This window comes from Pseudomonas sp. GM79 (assembly GCF_000282495.1).
Taxonomy (GTDB): Bacteria; Pseudomonadota; Gammaproteobacteria; order Pseudomonadales; family Pseudomonadaceae; genus Aquipseudomonas.
This window is the reverse complement of the sequence record NZ_AKJE01000046.1, coordinates 18,481-36,087: the sequence shown is the minus strand read 5'-3', so window position 1 is coordinate 36,087 and position 17,607 is coordinate 18,481. Positions and strand designations below refer to the sequence as shown.

The following is a 17,607-nucleotide window of genomic DNA, read 5'->3' as shown; positions in this document are numbered from 1 at the left end:
GCGCATTTGATCCTCCTTGCGGGTCAAGACCAGACTCAACAGCACCGAAGTCAGAATGATCCCGCCGACAACGGCCAGCGACCATTCAACCGGCATGTGAAGCCACGGCATCAGCGTCATCTTGGCGCCGATGAACACCAGTACGATCGCCAAACCGTATTTGAGCAGGTGGAAGCGGTCAGCCATGTCGGCCAGCAAAAAGTACAGGGCGCGCAGGCCCATGATCGCGAAGATGTTCGAGGTGAATACAATGAACGGATCGGTGGTGATGGCGAAGATCGCCGGGATGCTGTCGACTGCAAACATCAGGTCACTGGCCTCGATCAGCACCAGCACCAGAAACATCGGCGTCGCCCAGTACCGACTGTTTTGCATTACAAAAAAACGCTCGCCATGAAACTCGTCGGTGACGCGCAGATGGCTGTGTATCCAGCGCAATATGGGGTTTTTATTGAGGTCAGGCTGCTGATGGGCGAATACCAGCATCTTGATCCCGGTGATGATCAGGAACACACCGAACGCATACAACAACCACGCGAACTGCGACACCAGCCACACACCGGCGAGAATCATCACCCCACGCATCACGATGGCCCCGAGCACACCGTACAACAACACTCGACGCTGTAACTCCGCAGGTACGGCGAAGTAGCTGAAAATCATCACGAAGACAAACATGTTGTCGATCGACAGCGACTGTTCGATCAAATAGCCCGTGAAGAATTCCAGGGTTTTACTTCGCGCAATCTCCGGCCCGAACTCGCCATTCAAGTACCACCAGAGCAATCCTGCGAAGGTCAGCGTTAGCACGCACCACGCAATCACCCAGGACGACGCCTCGCGCACCGATACCCGATGCGCCTTGCGCCCGCCGAAAACAAACAGATCCAAAGCCAGCATGGCGATGACGAAGGCAATGAAGGTGACCCACATCCAGAGTTCACCGATGTTCAGGGGTTGCATGTCGTTCTCCCTGTCTGGATTTGTTCTGGAGCCGACAGGGTCATGCTAGCGGGGAGATTGCAGCGAAGAAAAATCGAATATTCTTTACCAATAATTCGTTATTTACGAAGTATTGCTGATAATTCTCAGCGCGAGCCGAACACCACCGCAACAGTGGCGTTCAGACGGGCCGGGATTGAGTCTCTCAATGCATCTTGCTGTGATCCTGCATGCCGAGCGCCCGAGCCTCGGCGTCAACCTTGATCGTCTCTTTTTCGCCCTTGGCGTTTTCCACGGTCAGGGTCAGGGGCACTTTGTCGCCTTCCTTAACCTGCGTCGTCAGGTCCATCAGCATGATGTGGTAGCCATGGGGATCAAAGCTCACCGGTTTGCCGGCCGGCAGCGCGACGGACTCGACCTGGCTCATGCTCATCACATCGTCTTTCATGCTGGATTGGTGAATTTGCACGGTGTTCGCGACCGGCGACTGCACGCTGAGCAATTTGCTGTCGCTGTCGGCCTGCAGGGTCATGAAGGCGCCGGTCGAATGCTGGCCGGCTACCGTCGCGCGGACCCAGACATCGTTCACCTGGGTTTGGGCGCACACCTGCCAGGCCGTGCCGATCAGGAAAAGGCCCAGGGCCAGCTGTTTAATACGTGGTGCGTAGATCGAAGTCATCAGCAGACCTCCATGACGGTGAGCAGGTCTTCTGCACACTCTTGAGCGGTAAGGGACGCGGACAGCCCCAGGCGCAAAGTGCCTCGTGAGTCGAAAACGAAGCTGGTCGCAGTGTGGGAGAGGGTATAGGTCGAGCCGCTCGGGATCTTTTCAAAGAACACACCGAACTCCTTGGCGGTGGCGGCGGTTTCTTCCAGCGAGCCGTACAGCGCCTCGAAACTTGGATCGAAGGCTTTGACGTAGGCGTCGAGCATTTGCGGCGTATCCCGCTCGGGGTCCAGGGTGATGAAGATCACTTGCAGGCGTTCGCCATCGCGGCCCATCAGTTTTTTCGCCTGTGCCGCACGGGCCAGCGTCGTCGGGCAGACCGCCGGACATTGGGTGAAACCGAAAAAAACCATCGGCATCAGGCCCCGATAGCTGCCCAGCATCCGGTACTCGCCCTGGGCGTCCTTGAGTTTGAAGGTACGCCCCATGATTTTGTCGCTGAGGTCCTTGCCGTACTTGAACGACAGCTTGCTGCTGTCATCGCAGCCGGCGAGCAGGCCAAGGCTCAACAGGCTCATGCCTTGCAGGACCGTGCGACGGGTATACAACGTACTCATGGAAAAAAGCATCCTGTGTAGCGACCGGGAATCTACAGTGGCTGATCAATCAGACGAAAAAAAGCGCACGGATGTTAACAAACTGTTGCACTGTGGCGCTCAATCGGTGGCCCGCCGGTCATGCGCCAAAAGGTCGCGGCCTCGGGATACCCTACTGGGAACAAACACCAAGAAACCTGTGGCGAGGGAGCTTGCTCCCGCTGGGGCGCGCAGCGGCCCCCAAAAAAAGGATCACTGCACAACCCTGCGTCAGTAACTCACTCACCACAACAGTTCATACCTACTCAGGCGTATTAATGTGGTCCAGCACCCGATTCGCGGTGATCTCCGCCACCATGATGCTGTTTGAAATACCCAGCAGGGCGTGACGCGACTCACCCTCCAGATGATCCACCAACTGATGGACCATCACATCGACCGAGGCCAGTGTCTCGACCAAAAAAACCGCCAGGGTTTCGGTAGTCGCCTCTGGGGCCACGGCAAACAGCTTGCTGGGTTTACGCGCGGTGGCTTTGATGTCGGCATTCGATGGGAAATGGAAGTCGAGGGCGCGTTCGGCGGCCTCGTTGAGTTTGTTTGAATTGGGTTCGTACGGGGATATCGGATCGGTGTCCGGCGGATTGGGCGTAGGTTTGATCATGGTGAAACTCCTGATTGTTCATTAGGAGCTACCAACATCACTTGCAGATGATGGGTGGCAGCTATGTGCGGGTCTGCAAGACCGGGAAACCAGGAACCCGGCAGATCCGAAGATCTCCCGCACAAAGCCGCCATTTCGAGGACATAAACGAGCGTCCTTTGGCAGGGCTATGCGACTGGTATTCCGGCGAGCTTGCAGACCCGATCACTGATGGGCAGTGACGGGAATCAAGTTACCGACGGCCCCCTAGACGCACAAGCCGGCGGATTCTGTCTTACGTGTAGGGGGTGGCGCAAGGCGTTGTAGCCCTTAGGTGGTAACTGAAAGCTTCATTTAAACGCTCGCGATTTTTCTTGTTTAAAACGTGCCCCGTAGCAGCGTAATGCTGTTCACTTAAGCGCGACTCTTCAGTCATGCCTACCTTTGTGGCGAGCGAGCTTGCTCGCGCTGGGCTGCGTAGCGGCCCCAAAATCTGAACAATCGCCGATTTTTGTGAGTGCTACGCACTCAAGCGGGAGCAAGCTCCCTCGCCACAGGTTTCTCACTGACTCAAGATTCCATTACCCGAGCGAGGCTTGCCCGCGAAGAACGATAACGCGGTGTGCCAGACCTAACGCCTTCGCGGGCAAGTCGGATCGCCGCACCGCTCGCTCCTACAGCGGAATGGAGCCTTGCAGCAGATCCTGCTCGCGCTCACACAACTCCACCACGTAATCCCACAACACCCGCAGCCGCACCGACTTGTGCAGCTCGCGCCGCGTGCTGATCCAATAACTGCGCTGGATGCTTTCGTCCGGCAACAACGGCACCAGTTGGGGATCGGCGCTGGCCATGTAGCACGGCAGCACAGCAATCCCCAACCCCGAGCGGGCGGCCTGTTGCTGGGCGATGACGCTGGTGCTGTGAAACACCACCTGGGGGTTGCGGCAGAAGCTGTTGAGGAACATCAGTTCCTGGCTGAACAGCAAGTCGTCGACGTAGCCGATCCACGCATGGCGACCGAGGTCTTCGCGGCTGTGCAGTGGTGGCGAGCGGTCCAGATAGGCCTGGCTGGCATAGAGCGCCAGTCGGTAATCGGTGAGTTTGCGGGTGACCAGCATGTCGGCAGCCGGGCGTTCGAGGTGGATGCTGATCTCCGCTTCACGGTTGAGGATGCTGACGAAGCGCGGCACCGCCACCAGCTCCACTTCCAGCCCCGGATAGCGTTCGAACAGCCCGTTCATGCGGCTGGCGAGGAACATGATGCCCAGCCCTTCCGTCACTCCGACGCGGATCTTGCCCAGCGGCGCGGATGACTGGGTGATTTCTTCCTGCGCCAGCAGCGCGACGTTTTCCATGGCTTCGGCGTGCTTGAGCAGTGCTTCGCCGGCCGGGGTCAATTCGTAGCCTTGGGCATGCTGGACGAACAGCGCGGTGCCGAGGCTTTTTTCGATGGCTTCGATGTGCCGGGCCACGGTGGCGTGAGTGGTGTTCAAGCGGCGAGCAGCGGTCAGCAAGCGGCCGCTACGCTGCAATTCGAGAAAAAACCGCAGGTCATTCCAGTCGAACATGAACCATCCTTGACGTTATGCCGTTAACAACGCTGTTTAAAAACGCACAGCAGCTGCGTAAAAACTAACATTCTTTTAACGAAAGCTAACAACTAGGATGACCGACAACAAGAACAACAATACGAGGTCAGGGATGCAGACTTCCCTTGATGAATACGACTACATCGTGGTCGGCGCCGGGCCAGCCGGTTGTTTGCTGGCCAATCGACTGTCGGCCAACCCGCAGCATCGCGTGTTGCTGCTCGAAGCCGGCGGCCGCGATAACTACCCGTGGATTCACATCCCGGTGGGTTACCTGTTCTGCATCGGCAACCCGCGCACCGATTGGTGCTTCAAGACCGAAACGCAACCGGGCCTGCAAGGCCGCGCCCTGAGCTACCCGCGCGGCAAGGTGCTCGGTGGCTGTTCCTCGATCAACGGCATGATCTACATGCGCGGCCAGGCCGGCGATTACGACGGCTGGGCGGCCGAGGGCAATGCCGGCTGGGGCTGGCAAGACGTGCTGCCACTGTTCAAGCAAAGCGAAAACCATTTTGCCGGCGACTCGGAATTTCACGGCGCTGCCGGGCAATGGCGAGTCGAGCGGCAGCGGCTGTCGTGGCCGATCCTCGATGCATTTCGCACGGCAGCCGAGCAAAGCGGCATCGCCAGCATCGATGACTTCAATCAGGGCGACAACGAAGGCTGCGGCTACTTCCAGGTCAATCAAAAAGCCGGGATCCGCTGGAACGCGGCCAAGGCGTTTCTCAAACCAATCCGCCAGCGTTCCAATCTGACGGTGTTGACTGACGTCGAAGTGGACCGCGTACTGCTGGAAAACGGCCGTGCCTCAGCAGTCAGCGCTCGTTGGCAAGGCCAGGCCAGAACCTTCAAGGCGCGCAAGGAAATCGTCCTGTGTGCCGGTGCCGTCGGTTCACCGGGCATTCTTCAGCGTTCCGGTATCGGCCCTCGCCCATTGCTACAAAAACTGGGCATCGGCGTTACCCATGAACTGCCCGGCGTGGGCGGCAACCTGCAGGATCACCTGCAACTGCGGCTGATCTACAAACTGGAAAACGCCCGCACCCTGAACCAGATCGCTGGCACGCTGTGGGGCAAGATGGGCATGGGCCTGCGTTACCTGTATGACCGCAGCGGCCCGCTGTCCATGGCCCCGAGCCAACTTGGTGCCTTCGCCCGTTCGGGGCCGGAGCAGACCTCGGCGAACCTCGAATACCACGTTCAACCGTTGTCGCTGGAGCGTTTCGGCGAGCCGCTGCACGCCTTCCCCGCGTTCACTGCATCGGTCTGCGATCTGCGTCCGCAAAGCCGCGGCCGAATCGACATTCGCTCTGCCGATCCACGGGAAGCGCCGCTGATTCAGCCCAACTACCTGAGCCATCCTGAAGACTTGCGAGTAGCAGCTGACGCCATCCGCCTGACCCGCCGCATCGTCTCCGCGCCCGCCTTGCAAGCGTTCAAACCGGTCGAGTACCTACCCGGCGACAGCTTGCAGAGCGAAGAACAATTGCACGAAGCCGCCGCCCGGATCGGCACGACGATTTTCCACCCGGTGGGCACCTGCCGGATGGGCAACGATGCGCACGCTGTGGTCGACGCCGAGTTGCGCGTCCACGGCATCCCCGGCCTGCGCATCGCCGACGCCTCGATCATGCCGCGCATCACCTCGGGCAATACCTGTTCGCCGACGTTGATGATCGCCGAGAAGGCTGCGCAGTTGATCCTCAATCCTTCGCCTATAGACCTCTCCCCTGTGGGAGCGGGCTTGCTCGCGAAGGCGGCATTACATTCAACATAGAGGTCGACTGACCCACCGCTTTCGCGAGCAAGCCCGCTCCCACAGGGGATCGCACTGAATTTAAGGACGTTGAAATACCTCTGCAAGGACTACGCAACACCAGTGGAACAACAAAAACAATCACTGTGAGGGATACCGATATGTCAGAACATGTTCAGCCCCTGGAAGCCGTCCGCAGCGCCGGCACCATTCAGGAAACCCAGAAAGTCATCTTCGCTTCGTCCCTCGGGACGGTGTTCGAGTGGTACGACTTTTTCCTCTATGGCGCCCTCGCGGCGGTCATCAGCAAACAGTTCTTCGCCGGGGTCAACGACACCACGGCGTTCATCTTCGCGCTCATGGCCTTCGCCGCCGGCTTCATCGTGCGGCCATTCGGTGCGCTGGTGTTCGGACGCTTGGGGGACATGATCGGGCGTAAATACACGTTCCTGGCAACCATCGTCCTCATGGGGGTGGCGACGTTCTGCGTCGGCTTGCTGCCGACCTACGCGAGCATCGGCATCGCCGCGCCGATCATCCTCGTGGTGCTGCGTATGCTTCAGGGTCTGGCATTGGGCGGAGAGTACGGCGGCGCTGCCACTTACGTCGCCGAACACGCACCGATGGGCAAACGCGGTTTCCACACCAGCTGGATTCAGTCCACCGCCACCCTCGGCTTGCTGCTGTCGCTGCTGGTGGTGCTCGGCTGCCGCTACTTCACCGGCGACCAGTTCGAAGTCTGGGGCTGGCGCATTCCGTTTCTGTTTTCGATCGTGCTGCTGGGCATCTCGACCTGGATCCGCCTGAGCCTGCATGAATCGCCTGCGTTCGTGAAAATGAAAGAAGAAGGCAAGCTCTGCAAGTCGCCGCTGCGCGATTCCTTCGGCAAATGGGACAACCTCAAAGTGGTGCTGATTGCGCTATTCAGCATCAACGCCGGGCAAGCGGTGACCTTCTACGCGGCACAGTTCTACGTCCTGTTCTTCCTCACCCAGTTCCTGAAAATGGACCCGGCCCTGGCCAACAGTTTGCTGATCGTCAGCGTGATCATCGGCGCACCGTTCTTCATCTTTTTTGGCTGGCTGTCGGACAAGGTCGGGCGCAAACCGGTGCTGATGATCGGCCTGTTGCTGGCCACCGCGCTGTACTTCCCGATCTTCAAGACCCTGGCCCATTACGCCAACCCGGCCATCGACCAGGCCAGCCGCCAGGCACCGATCACCGTGCTGGCCGACCCGGCCACCTGCACGTTCCAGTTCGACCCGGTGGGCAAGGCTAAATTTGATAGCCCGTGCGACAAGGTCAAAACCTTCCTGGTCAAACAGGGCCTGCCCTACAACAGCGAAGCGGCACCGGCCGGCAGCGCCGTGCAGGTGAGCATCGGCGAGGTAAAAATCGATGGCTACGATGAAGCCGCCCTGCGCGGCGCAGTGACCCTGGCCGGGTATCCGTCACAAGCCGACACCCAGCTGATCAACAAACCGATGATCGTGGCGCTGATCGTCGCGCTGATCATCATCTCCGCCATGTGCTACGGCCCGCTGGCGGCGCTGATGGTTGAACTGTTCCCGACCCGCATCCGCTACACCTCCATGTCCCTGCCCTACCACATTGGTAACGGCTGGTTCGGTGGTTTCCTGCCGACGGTGTCGTTTGCCTTGGTGGTGTACACCGGGGATATTTTCTACGGGCTGTGGTACCCGGTGGTGATTACCGGGGTGAGCTTGGTGGTGGGGATGATGTGTTTGCGTGAGACGAAGGATGTGGATCTGGACAAGAACTGACGACGCGAACCTCTACTAGCCAGGCTTGCCTGTGGGAGCGGGCTTGCTCGCGAAGAGGGAGTGTCAGTCGACATCAATGTTGCCTGGCACACCGCCTTCGCGAGCAAGCCCGCTCCCACATGGATTGCGTTCAAGCAACAAGTCCCTACACCACAATGCTTTCTGCACATCAGGTGTCGAGCACCTCAAACGTCACTTCTTCAGGATAAAACGCCACATACCCGCCAATCTGCGCGACTGATACCTTCGGATGCTCATAACTCCATACCGCATTGGCCCCTTCATGCCCGGGGATTTGCAGGCTGAAATAGCTGGCATCGCCCTTGTATGGGCAATAGCTGGTGTGGTCGGTGCGGGCGAAATATTGTTCGGCAATGTCCTCCCGGGGGATGTAGTACACCGGAGGATAATTGGCCTCATGCATCACCAGCGCCCGAGTGGATGACGCCACTTGAATGCCATGGAACTTCACCACCACGCAGCCGGGTTGAGGGCTGATGGCGATGGGATTACCGGGTCCGGGGGCTTTCATAGAGTAGGATCCTCTGTCGCTGCTGCGCTGTATCCGCGCTCCGACAGGTATACCTCATGTTTCGGTATCGCGACTGCTTCACAGCCGAACGGAGCTTGCTTGCGCTACAGTGAAGCCCCCAAAACAGCATGCCTCACCAGGAGAGCAGCATGGACATTGCCAATATCCCCTTCGGCACCACCGACTGGTCGCAAATCGAACCCACCGAACACCCGGGCGAGACTGGCAGCGCCCTGTGGCGCACCCGGCAGTTCGGCGCGATTCGCGCGCGTATCGTCGAATACACGCCCGGGTATCTGGCCGATCACTGGTGCTCAAAGGGGCATGTGCTATTTTGCCTGGAAGGGGAACTGCACACCGAACTGGAGGATGGTCGAGTCTTCGTCCTCACGCCGGGCATGAGCTATCAGGTGGCGGACAATGCCGAAGCGCATCGTTCATCCACCGTCATTGGCGCCAGGTTGTTTGTGGTGGACTGACTGCTGTCATCAACCGCAACAGCTTAAGCTGTACATCCATACAGATAAAGATTGCTCCATCGCTCATCAGCCGCCATTCTGTGCACCTCTCGAACACTGATTGATGATGGTGGTTATGCAGCTGTACCTCTGTGAAAAACCCTCCCAGGCCAAAGACATCGCCGCCGTACTCGGCGCCAAGCGTCGGGGCGACGGCTGCTGGCTGGGAACGGGTGTCACGGTGACCTGGTGCATCGGCCATCTGCTGGAAACCGCACCGCCGGATGCCTATGACGCGCGTTACAAGCGTTGGGTGCTGGCGGATCTGCCGATCATTCCCGAAAAATGGAAGATGACCGTCAAACCGCGCACGGCCAGCCAGTACAAGGCGGTCAAACGCTTGCTCGGCGAGGCCAGTGAACTGGTGATTGCCACCGACGCCGATCGTGAGGGCGAGATGATCGCCCGGGAACTGGTGGAGCATTGCCGTTATCGCGGGCCGATCCGGCGATTGTGGCTGTCGGCGCTGGACGATGCATCGATCCGCAAGGCACTGGCGGCGCTCAAGCCGGGGGCCGAGACGTTCAGCCTTTATCATTCGGCGTTGGGGCGCTCCCGGGCCGACTGGTTGATCGGGATGAACATGAGTCGACTGTTCACCCTGCTGGGGCGTCAGTCCGGCTATCAGGGTGTGTTGCCGGTCGGTCGGGTGCAGACGCCGACCTTGCGCCTGGTGGTGGATCGCGACCGCAGCATTGCCGATTTCGTCCCGGTCGCTTATTGGGCGATCGATGTGCAACTGCTGCACGACGGCACCGCGTTCACCGCCCAATGGCGCGCGGCCTCCGACGCTTGCGATGATCAGGACCGCTGCCTGAATCAGGCGCTGGCTCAACAAGCGGCTACGGCCATTAGCGGTGCGGCGAGCGCTCGGGTGATCAAACTGCGCACCGAACGCATGCGCGAAGTCGCGCCTTTGCCCTTCGATCTGGGCACCTTGCAGGAAGTCTGCTCGAAAAAGCTCGGGCTCGGCGCTCAGGAAACACTCGATATCGCCCAAGCGCTGTACGAAACCCACAAAGTCATCACCTACCCGCGCAGCGACTGCGGCTACCTGCCGTTGAGTCAGCACAGTGAAGCCCCAAGTATTCTTGCTGCGCTGAGGCAGGCCGACCCGGCCCTGAACGCCTTGCACGATCACCTGGAGCCCCAGCGCCGCTCACGGGCCTGGAATGATGCCAAGGTCAGCGCTCACCACGGCATCATCCCCACGGCGGCGGCGAAAAACCTCGACCGCCTGGCAGGCAAACAACGGGCGGTCTACACCCTGATTCGTGCACGTTACCTGGCGCAGTTCCTGCCCAACCATGAATACGACCGGACCCAGGCCGACTTCGACTGCGCCGGTGAAGCCTTGCGCGCGGTGGGCAAGCAGATTGTCGAGCCCGGCTGGAAACGCGCCCTGCCCGAGGCCCTCGCACCCGCCAAGGGCCGCGAAGCACCGGCACCGCAAACATTGCCGACACTGGCCGAAGGACGTGACTGCGCGGTGGCCGATGTGAAGCTCAAGGACCTCTGGACCCAGCCGCCCAAACCGTTCACCGAAGGCGATCTGATCAAGGCGATGAAGAACGTCGCCAAACTGGTGGAAGATCCACTGCTCAAGCAAAAGCTCAAGGACACCACCGGCATCGGCACCGAAGCCACACGCGCCTCGATCATCCAGGGCCTGCTGGACCGCGGCTACCTGATCAAGAATGGCAAGGCCCTGGCCGCGACACCGGCAGCGTTCAGCCTGATCGATGCCGTGCCGCGCGCGATTGCCGATCCCGGCACCACGGCGATTTGGGAGCAGGCCCTGGACATGGTGCAGAGCGGTGAAATGAGCCTGGAAGAATTCGTCACCAAACAGGCGGCGTGGATGAGCAAGCAAGTGGCCCGTTGCGCCGGCCTGAACCTGACCATCAGCGGACCGGCAAGCCCCGCCGGGCGTGGCGCCACACCGTGGAAAAACAAACGCAAACCGGCCAAACGCAAATCTTCGACCGGCACCAAGCGCGTGGCGAAATCGGGTTGACGCAAAGGTTCAGGGCGTGAAGAGGACATGTAGGAGCTGCCGAAGGCTGCGATCTTTTGATTTTGGCTTTGTTGATTTGATCGGGTACAGGCAATGGCAAGATCAAAAGATCGCAGCCTTCGGCAGCTCCTACACTGATCGGCATCAGGCAACAGCCCTGCTTTCTGAAAGGTACAACCATGACGACAGTCAGAAGCCAGCCCTCAATAGAACTGCACGCCGCTCAGCGCGACGAACTGGAAACCATCGAGAACCTGATGCAGTTCTACGTGTATGACTTCAGCGAATGGTTGCCGCTGAAACTCGGTGAACATGGCTTGTTCAACATCCAGCCCAAACAGGACTACTGGCGAAACCCGGCAACCAGGCCGTTTCTGATCAAGGTTGACGGCGAGCTTGCCGGTTTCGTGACCGTGGATAACGAAACCCATATCGTCGGCGCGGAGCACAACATCGGCTACTTTTTTGTCAGCCGACGCTTTCGTGGCCAAGGCGTCGCGAAGTTTGTCGTCTCTGCCCTCTTGAACCGATTCCCCGGTCAATGGCAGATTTTCCACATCGATGCCAACCAGCCTGCGCAGCGGTTCTGGGCCAAGGTGATACCTGATCTCACGGGCTCAGCATTCACCGTGCATCAACTGGCAGTAGACGGCTACCCCTGCACCGTTTACCGCTTTAAAAGATCGCAGCCTTTGGCAGCTCCTACCCCGGCCCCGTAGGAGCTGCCGAAGGCTGCGATCTTGACGATTCCAGCACCGCAAAAGTTCTGCTGGTGCTAGCCACGCCGATTTTCTAATTCCAAAACCACTTTGTCCGACAATATGTAGTGAGCAAAAATAATCACTACAAAACCGTTGACGCCTCCGATTTGCCCTTGCATGATGCAGACATCTCCCCGATCGGGAGTACAGGCAACACGTTTGAGCAAGCTCGTCTGACCGCCGAGCTGTTTTTCCCGGATACACGCTGCCCACAAGGCAGATTGAAGAAGCTGACCTGGCCTGAACGTCCAGTACAAAGGACGAGAAGCGCTGGCGATCAATCCTCATGAAGCTTGTGGCCGACCCTGAAAATGTCGGCAGTGGCCTCCAGGTTTTCGCCGCTTCTCTTCGTTGTGACGCTATTGCGTAGCAGTTATTCAACACGACTACATGCAGCAGACGCGGGACCCCGTCGTATTGACGGCCGACCGCTGACGTCCTGGTTTCGGTGCCAGGGATCAACTAACCGATGGGCTACTTGTATTAGCGAATCAACTTTGAAAGATCACCAAATGGTCAAGGGGCTTACAATGAATCTGAACAATCAACCTACTATCGATGAACTGGCTCGCTTGTTCGCTGCGCAAAAAGACAGCCAGGACAGCCATATTCTGTGGATCAGCAAATCGGGCCAGGTCCATATCGACTGCCTGTCGCCCCATGCCCACGAAGAAGAGTTCGACCGGAACAACCAGAACCTGCTCGCCCGACTGAAGATGTACCGTCGCGGCCAGGGTTATGTCGGCAAGAAAGCCGCGGCCGACAAAGACTTCATCGGTAATGTGCTGCAAACGCTGAAACAGGCGTGGGCATCGATGCAGAACCAGAACGAAGTTCGGGTGATTGATCGCTTGTATTGATATCCCCCTCAGTAATGAAAGAAGGCCCCGCTCGGAGTATCGAGCGGGGCCTTTTCGTTTGTCTCGTGCGCACCAAATAAAGCTATGGTTAACCGTATGCCCTGCTGGATCCCTGGAGGCTTGCGATGAACAGAATCCTGACATTCATAGTGTTGGCAATGGCAAATGTTGCCCACGCGAACACCCTCCCTGGCATTCCCTCATTCGATGTGGACTGCCCCGGTAAAGTCGTCGTCCATGCGGATCAGGACGGTCCGGTATTGATCAACAGCAAAGAGGCAGTAACCAAAGCCATCAACGATCGCCACTTCGAAGCCAGGGGTTCGGGCATCACGATCTCGATCATCCTCGCCGATGACGATTCGGTGACCGTGTCCTCCACCGGCAAGGCTCCCAATGGGCTGTGCCAATCAGTGGATGACTGACTTCGCCGACTCGACCGCAGCCGCGCCCAACGCCAGGTCCATAAAGGCCATCGACGCCGCACTGTGATAGTTGTTTTTGCGCCGAAGCAGCGCGGCGCCTCGGTTGGGCGCCTCCCCCAGCAGCGGAATTTTGTGCAATGCCCGTTCCGCAATGGCAATAGGTTCCGGCAGGATGGTGGCCATCGGCGCGTGACGAATGACCTCCAACAGCGTACTCACCGAGTTCACCTCGATCGCCACCTTGGGCGTGATGTTCTGTTGTCGAAAATACTCGTCGATGGTGGATCGGGTGATGAAGTCTGGCGTCAGCAACGCAAACTCCAGTTGCGCCACCTCCTTTGGCGATAACGGGTTCTGGCGCTCGAACAACGGATGACTGCGCCCGACCATCACGCCCAAGGTCTCGACAAATGCCGGCAGGCACTCGATGTCGGGGCTCCTCACCGGGGTAAAGGCAATGGCAATGTCCAGCGAGTCATCGAGCAACCCGGCCTCGATGTCATCCATCGATAACTCGAAAATCTGCAGATGGATGTTCGCAAACTTCGCCACGTAGTCGCGCACCAGCGGCCCCACCAGATACGCCATGAACGTTGGCGTCATGGCCAGTCGCAAAGTGCCGCGAGACAAGTCCTTCACGTCATGCAGCGCACGTTTCCCCGCTTCAAGTTCCACGAGTACCCGACGGGCACTTTCGATATAGGCCAGCCCTGCATCGGTCGGCTTGACCGTGCGCGAGGTGCGGTCGAACAGGCTGACGCCGAGGGTTTCCTCCAGTTGCCGGATCTGCTGGGACAGCGTCGGTTGGGAGACGTGCAACGCCTCGGCGGCGCGGGTGAAGCCGCCGTGGTCGGCGACTGCCAGCAAGTAGCGCAAATGTCGGAGCAGCATGGGGCACACCATCTATAGGCAGGACTTATGCAACGCATTGTATATCGGTCTTGGACGCTATGGATCAACCGACCGAAGATGGCTCCACTTTCCAGCCACAACCGATAGGAGTCACACCATGCAACAGTCCCATGCTTACCAAGACCCGAGTCTGGCCCTGACCACTTCGATCCTCGATGCCAAGGCGCGCAGGAATCTGTCCTGGCAGGATTTGACCGATGGCACCGGCCTGGGCCTGGCCTACGTCACCGCCGCCCTGCTCGGCCAGCATCCGCTGCCGGAAGCTGCCGCCAAGGTGATTGGCGAGAAACTCGAACTGGACGCCGACGCCGTGGCCCGCCTGCAGATCATTCCGCTGCGCGGCAGCCTCTCGGGTATCCCGACCGACCCGACCATCTACCGTTTCTACGAAATGATCCAGATCTACGGCACCACGCTCAAAGCCCTGGTTCACGAGCAATTCGGCGACGGCATCATCAGCGCGATCAACTTCAAGCTGGACATGAAGAAAGTTGAAGATCCGGAAGGTGGTTCCCGCGCAGTGATTACCCTGGACGGCAAGTTCCTGCCGTTGCGTCCGTTCTAAGACAATCCAGTCAATTTAGGTGCAAAACCTGTGGGAGCGGGCTTGCTCGCGAAAGCGGTGTGTCAGGCGACATCAATGTTGACTGTGCCGCCGTCTTCGCGAGCAAGCCCGCTCCCACAGGTTATGCAGGCATTAGCCCCTCTCATTCATTGCAAGGAAGTCCACCATGAAAGCGCTCATCGAAGGTTTATTGAAGTTCCAGAAAGAAGCCTTCCCGCAACGTACCGACCTGTTCAAACACCTGGCCACCACCCAGCATCCCGGTACCTTGTTCATCACCTGTTCCGACAGCCGTGTGGTGCCGGAATTGCTGACCCAGCAAGAACCCGGCGAACTGTTCGTGGTGCGCAATGCCGGCAATATCGTGCCCTCGTACAGTCCGCATCCCGGCGGCGTGTCGGCCACGGTCGAATATGCAGTCGCGGTATTGGGCGTGACGGACATCGTGATCTGCGGGCATTCGGACTGTGGCGCCATGACCGCCATCGCCCAGTGCACATGCATGGATCACCTGCCCGCCGTCAGCGGCTGGTTGCAACACGCCGAGTCGGCCAAGGTAATCAATGACTCCCGCCCTCACGCCAGCGACGCAGCCAAGGTAAGTTCGATGGTCCGGGAAAATGTCATCGCCCAACTGGCGAATATCCAGACTCACCCGAGCGTGCGTCTGGCCCAGGAAAAAGGCCTGCTGAATCTGCATGGTTGGGTTTATGACATCGAAACCGGCTCGGTCGATGCGCTGGATGCCAGCCGGCGCAACTTCGTGTCTCTGGCCGAACATCCGGACACCTGTGCGGTGTATGGTCAAGCGGTCGAAGCCGCCTGAAGGCTTGGCGCAGCGTTACAAAATGGGCTGGCACGCGACTACGCCCGTCCATGGCTGCGAACAGGCATGACACTCACTGGATCACCATAGTCATTTGTCGTCTGACGAGGGTGGCCGACGCTCAGTGGTCTCTTCGGCATTCGGTGCTTCTGGAGAATGTCCTGGGGTGAACACGTGAGTGAGCAATTCGCTGGCATCGATATTGACGACACCAGGCACCGAACGGGCCAGAGCAACAGCCTGCTCACACTGCCTGTGAGTGTTGACGCGACCGCTCAATGCCACCGTGCCCGCATGGGTTTTGACATGGACATTCAGGCCGAGGGTGGTTTCGGCCAATGCCAGGGCCGACTTCACCCGGGCGGTAATCCACATGTCGTGAACGACCGTTTCCAGACCATGAGAATAATGTTGAAAGGAATGAAGTTTCATGGCGCAACCCTCTCTGACGTAATCAGATGCGCTGTCCGTCCCCACGCAGACACGGACACACATTAAGTATAGTGCGTGCCGTGGCCTGCGGTCGGAGGGCTGTCCCTGATGCCGGTAAAATACAAGAGCGACGAATATCCTGTGGGAGCGGGCTTGCTCGCGAAGACGGCGGCACAGTCAACAATGATGTCGCCTGACACACCGCTTTCGCGAGCAAGCCCGCTCCCACAGGTTTGCGTGGCTGTTCTAGAATGCCGTCTCAGCGTTTGACCGACAGACTCGTCTGGGTCATGCGGCTACGGATGGTGAACACACCATCCCCCGAGAGAATCGCGCTGCGCGCAAACAGGCGCCCGCTCTCCCAGTTCGAAAGCCCCAGCTCCGGCTTGTTCAACGCGTACTGTCCATCGACCCAGCGGGTAATCCCGTTGCCGACAAAAGGTGCGTTGACCGCGTTGTAGAAACGCTCCTGCGCCTGGGCATCTTCACTGATCAGCGACACGGTGAATTGCGGGCTGTAGCGGTTGAACAAGACGATGGCCTGCTCCAGGTCGTCGACGATCTTCAAGCTGACTTCCGGGGTTTCTTCCCATTCCCATTCGCGACCCAATTGATCCTCGGGCAGCGGTTCGGCCAACGCTTCGGTCTGATAGCCTTCGGCGCGGTACACCTCGACGCTAGCGGTCTGCCAATCGGCCGGCAAACAGGCCTCGCTCCCCTCGACGATATGCAGCTTGCAGCCCTGGCCCCGAGCGGTGCCGGCCTGTTGCAGTGCGTCGAGAAACAGCGGCACCAGTTCGGCGGCGCGATCGCGGTGGATCAGGCAGACGTTCAGGGTGTTGCAGACTTTGCGGTCCAGCGAGTTGCGCACCACGGCGGCAAAGCGCTGGGCATCGGCGTCCTTGTCGGCGATCAGCCAGGCGCCACCAGTGCCGTGCAGGCTGACGGCCGTGCCGGCCTGTTGCGCGATGCTGCCCAACTGGCTGACCGCCCGTCCCGACCCACGGGCCACGGCCAATGACAGGCGTCGGTCGGCGAACATCGCCCAACCGGCGGCATGATTGACGCTTTCCACCAGTGACACCGCACCGGTCGGCAATCCGGCGTCGGCCAGTGCCGGATTCAATGCATGGGTGACGATGGCCTGGGCGGTGCCCAACGCGTCGCTGCCAATGCGCAGCACTGCGGTGTTACCGGTGCGCAATACACCGGCGGCATCGGCAAAGACATTCGGTCGGCCTTCGAACACGAACGCGACGATGCCCAGCGGCGAGACCACTTGCTCGACTTTCCAGCCGTCATGCTCGACGCAGCTCACGACCTTGCCGCGAGTGGCCGGTGCATCACGCCAGGCCCGCAGGCCGGCGATCATGTCGCCGCGCATGCGTTCATCGGCCAGCAACCGCGTGGTGGAACGCCCGCGCGCCTTGGCTCGCTCGATGTCGGCCAGGTTGGCGGCTGCAATCAGGGCCCAGCATTCCGGCGTTTCCAGGCGTTGAGCAAAATGATCGAAGAACTCGCTGATGGCGTGATCCGAGACGCCGGACATTGCAGCGAATGCCGATTCCGCGCGCTCGATGGCGACAGCCGCCGCTTGCTGGTCCGCCACCGGGATCAACAACAATTCGCCGCTGACCTGCTCCACCAGCAGATGGTCGCCGGGCTGAAAGCGCGCCGCCAGTTCGGGGCTGACGACAGTGACACGATTACCGGCAAAAGGGATTGGCGTGCCAGCGACTAGACGTTCGAGCGCAAGAGACATGAAACGGTTTCACCATGCAG

18 protein-coding genes are annotated in these 17,607 nt (G+C 59.4%); 9 read left to right on the top strand and 9 right to left on the bottom strand.

What is annotated here, in order from left to right; translation table 11 throughout:
- From PMI36_RS15225 to PMI36_RS15245, 5 genes are all read right to left on the bottom strand, one after another.
- The coding region (locus tag PMI36_RS15225; protein WP_008072041.1) for a TerC family protein at positions 1 to 963 on the bottom strand (963 nt) is incomplete at its 3' end.
- 184 nt (positions 964 to 1,147) lie between these two features.
- The gene (locus PMI36_RS15230; RefSeq protein ID WP_008072040.1) at positions 1,148 to 1,621 is read right to left on the bottom strand and encodes a copper chaperone PCu(A)C; all 474 of its coding nucleotides are present in this window, start codon (positions 1,619 to 1,621) and stop codon (positions 1,148 to 1,150) included.
- Positions 1,621 to 2,226: an SCO family protein gene (locus PMI36_RS15235; RefSeq protein ID WP_008072038.1), complete on the bottom strand. Its 606-nt coding sequence runs from the start codon at positions 2,224 to 2,226 to the stop codon at positions 1,621 to 1,623. Before PMI36_RS15235 ends, PMI36_RS15230 begins: the two co-directional genes overlap by 1 nt.
- A gap of 280 nt (positions 2,227 to 2,506) precedes the next feature.
- Entirely contained in the window at positions 2,507 to 2,866 is a 360-nt protein-coding gene (locus PMI36_RS15240) for a DUF6124 family protein (RefSeq protein ID WP_008072036.1), read from the bottom strand.
- 653 nt (positions 2,867 to 3,519) lie between these two features.
- Positions 3,520 to 4,416, bottom strand: coding sequence for a LysR family transcriptional regulator (locus PMI36_RS15245; RefSeq protein WP_008072033.1), 897 nt, complete (start codon positions 4,414 to 4,416; stop codon positions 3,520 to 3,522).
- A gap of 133 nt (positions 4,417 to 4,549) precedes the next feature.
- Between PMI36_RS15245 and PMI36_RS15250 the strand changes: the two genes are divergently transcribed.
- Together PMI36_RS15250 and PMI36_RS15255 are read left to right on the top strand one after the other, a co-directional pair.
- A complete protein-coding gene (locus PMI36_RS15250; protein WP_008072028.1) occupies positions 4,550 to 6,214 on the top strand; it encodes a GMC family oxidoreductase in 1,665 nt (554 codons plus the stop codon).
- Between the two features lie 140 nt (positions 6,215 to 6,354).
- A complete protein-coding gene (locus PMI36_RS15255; RefSeq protein ID WP_008072027.1) occupies positions 6,355 to 7,977 on the top strand; it encodes an MFS transporter in 1,623 nt (540 codons plus the stop codon).
- Between the two features lie 169 nt (positions 7,978 to 8,146).
- Here the strand turns inward: PMI36_RS15255 and PMI36_RS15260 are convergent, their stop codons facing one another.
- Positions 8,147 to 8,509, bottom strand: a complete 363-nt coding sequence (locus PMI36_RS15260; protein WP_007907061.1) for a DUF427 domain-containing protein — start codon at positions 8,507 to 8,509, stop codon at positions 8,147 to 8,149.
- A 149-nt stretch (positions 8,510 to 8,658) separates the two neighbouring features.
- Between PMI36_RS15260 and PMI36_RS15265 the strand changes: the two genes are divergently transcribed.
- The 5 genes from PMI36_RS15265 to PMI36_RS15285 all read left to right on the top strand — a co-directional run bounded on the left by PMI36_RS15265 (position 8,659) and on the right by PMI36_RS15285 (position 13,090).
- Positions 8,659 to 8,988, top strand: a complete 330-nt coding sequence (locus tag PMI36_RS15265; protein WP_008072026.1) for a DHCW motif cupin fold protein — start codon at positions 8,659 to 8,661, stop codon at positions 8,986 to 8,988.
- Positions 8,989 to 9,103: 115 nt separating this feature from the next.
- Positions 9,104 to 11,044, top strand: coding sequence for a DNA topoisomerase III (locus PMI36_RS15270; RefSeq protein ID WP_032830402.1), 1,941 nt, complete (start codon positions 9,104 to 9,106; stop codon positions 11,042 to 11,044).
- A 179-nt stretch (positions 11,045 to 11,223) separates the two neighbouring features.
- Positions 11,224 to 11,763, top strand: a complete 540-nt coding sequence (locus PMI36_RS15275) for a GNAT family N-acetyltransferase (RefSeq protein WP_008072024.1) — start codon at positions 11,224 to 11,226, stop codon at positions 11,761 to 11,763.
- A gap of 572 nt (positions 11,764 to 12,335) precedes the next feature.
- Complete coding sequence (locus tag PMI36_RS15280) at positions 12,336 to 12,665, top strand: hypothetical protein (protein ID WP_008072022.1); 330 nt, start codon at positions 12,336 to 12,338, stop codon at positions 12,663 to 12,665.
- 125 nt (positions 12,666 to 12,790) lie between these two features.
- The gene (locus tag PMI36_RS15285) at positions 12,791 to 13,090 is read left to right on the top strand and encodes a hypothetical protein (protein ID WP_008072021.1); all 300 of its coding nucleotides are present in this window, start codon (positions 12,791 to 12,793) and stop codon (positions 13,088 to 13,090) included.
- On the opposite strand, the gene cynR is transcribed toward PMI36_RS15285, so the two are convergent.
- Positions 13,076 to 13,981: a transcriptional regulator CynR gene (gene cynR, locus PMI36_RS15290; protein ID WP_008072018.1), complete on the bottom strand. Its 906-nt coding sequence runs from the start codon at positions 13,979 to 13,981 to the stop codon at positions 13,076 to 13,078. The two genes, PMI36_RS15285 and cynR, sit on opposite strands and share 15 nt — an antisense overlap.
- A 118-nt stretch (positions 13,982 to 14,099) precedes the next feature.
- Here cynR and cynS point away from each other — a divergent pair, with 118 nt between their 5' ends.
- Positions 14,100 to 14,567: a cyanase gene (gene cynS, locus PMI36_RS15295; protein WP_008072016.1), complete on the top strand. Its 468-nt coding sequence runs from the start codon at positions 14,100 to 14,102 to the stop codon at positions 14,565 to 14,567.
- Between the two features lie 166 nt (positions 14,568 to 14,733).
- Positions 14,734 to 15,393, top strand: coding sequence for a carbonic anhydrase (locus PMI36_RS15300; RefSeq protein ID WP_008072014.1), 660 nt, complete (start codon positions 14,734 to 14,736; stop codon positions 15,391 to 15,393).
- 90 nt (positions 15,394 to 15,483) lie between these two features.
- On the opposite strand, the gene PMI36_RS15305 is transcribed toward PMI36_RS15300, so the two are convergent.
- Together PMI36_RS15305 and PMI36_RS15310 are read right to left on the bottom strand one after the other, a co-directional pair.
- On the bottom strand, positions 15,484 to 15,825 hold the full coding sequence (locus PMI36_RS15305) for a BON domain-containing protein (protein ID WP_007904432.1): 342 nt from the start codon (positions 15,823 to 15,825) through the stop codon (positions 15,484 to 15,486).
- Positions 15,826 to 16,084: 259 nt separating this feature from the next.
- Entirely contained in the window at positions 16,085 to 17,587 is a 1,503-nt protein-coding gene (locus PMI36_RS15310) for an aldehyde dehydrogenase family protein (protein ID WP_008072012.1), read from the bottom strand.
- Positions 17,588 to 17,607: the final 20 nt, after the last annotated feature.

Bases quoted from the DNA above. Each gene is read 5' to 3' on its own strand.
- PMI36_RS15240 (WP_008072036.1), bottom strand. From the start codon at position 2,866: ATGATCAAACCTACGCCCAATCCGCCGGACACCGATCCGATATCCCCG.
- cynS (WP_008072016.1), top strand. From the start codon at position 14,100: ATGCAACAGTCCCATGCTTACCAAGACCCGAGTCTGGCCCTGACCACT.
- PMI36_RS15305 (WP_007904432.1), bottom strand. From the start codon at position 15,825: ATGAAACTTCATTCCTTTCAACATTATTCTCATGGTCTGGAAACGGTC.
- PMI36_RS15285 (WP_008072021.1), top strand. From the start codon at position 12,791: ATGAACAGAATCCTGACATTCATAGTGTTGGCAATGGCAAATGTTGCC.
- PMI36_RS15260 (WP_007907061.1), bottom strand. From the start codon at position 8,509: ATGAAAGCCCCCGGACCCGGTAATCCCATCGCCATCAGCCCTCAACCC.
- PMI36_RS15300 (WP_008072014.1), top strand. From the start codon at position 14,734: ATGAAAGCGCTCATCGAAGGTTTATTGAAGTTCCAGAAAGAAGCCTTC.
- cynR (WP_008072018.1), bottom strand. From the start codon at position 13,981: ATGCTGCTCCGACATTTGCGCTACTTGCTGGCAGTCGCCGACCACGGC.
- PMI36_RS15270 (WP_032830402.1), top strand. From the start codon at position 9,104: ATGCAGCTGTACCTCTGTGAAAAACCCTCCCAGGCCAAAGACATCGCC.
- PMI36_RS15250 (WP_008072028.1), top strand. From the start codon at position 4,550: ATGCAGACTTCCCTTGATGAATACGACTACATCGTGGTCGGCGCCGGG.
- PMI36_RS15310 (WP_008072012.1), bottom strand. From the start codon at position 17,587: ATGTCTCTTGCGCTCGAACGTCTAGTCGCTGGCACGCCAATCCCTTTT.
- PMI36_RS15255 (WP_008072027.1), top strand. From the start codon at position 6,355: ATGTCAGAACATGTTCAGCCCCTGGAAGCCGTCCGCAGCGCCGGCACC.
- PMI36_RS15275 (WP_008072024.1), top strand. From the start codon at position 11,224: ATGACGACAGTCAGAAGCCAGCCCTCAATAGAACTGCACGCCGCTCAG.
- PMI36_RS15265 (WP_008072026.1), top strand. From the start codon at position 8,659: ATGGACATTGCCAATATCCCCTTCGGCACCACCGACTGGTCGCAAATC.
- PMI36_RS15280 (WP_008072022.1), top strand. From the start codon at position 12,336: ATGAATCTGAACAATCAACCTACTATCGATGAACTGGCTCGCTTGTTC.
- PMI36_RS15235 (WP_008072038.1), bottom strand. From the start codon at position 2,226: ATGAGTACGTTGTATACCCGTCGCACGGTCCTGCAAGGCATGAGCCTG.
- PMI36_RS15245 (WP_008072033.1), bottom strand. From the start codon at position 4,416: ATGTTCGACTGGAATGACCTGCGGTTTTTTCTCGAATTGCAGCGTAGC.
- PMI36_RS15230 (WP_008072040.1), bottom strand. From the start codon at position 1,621: ATGACTTCGATCTACGCACCACGTATTAAACAGCTGGCCCTGGGCCTT.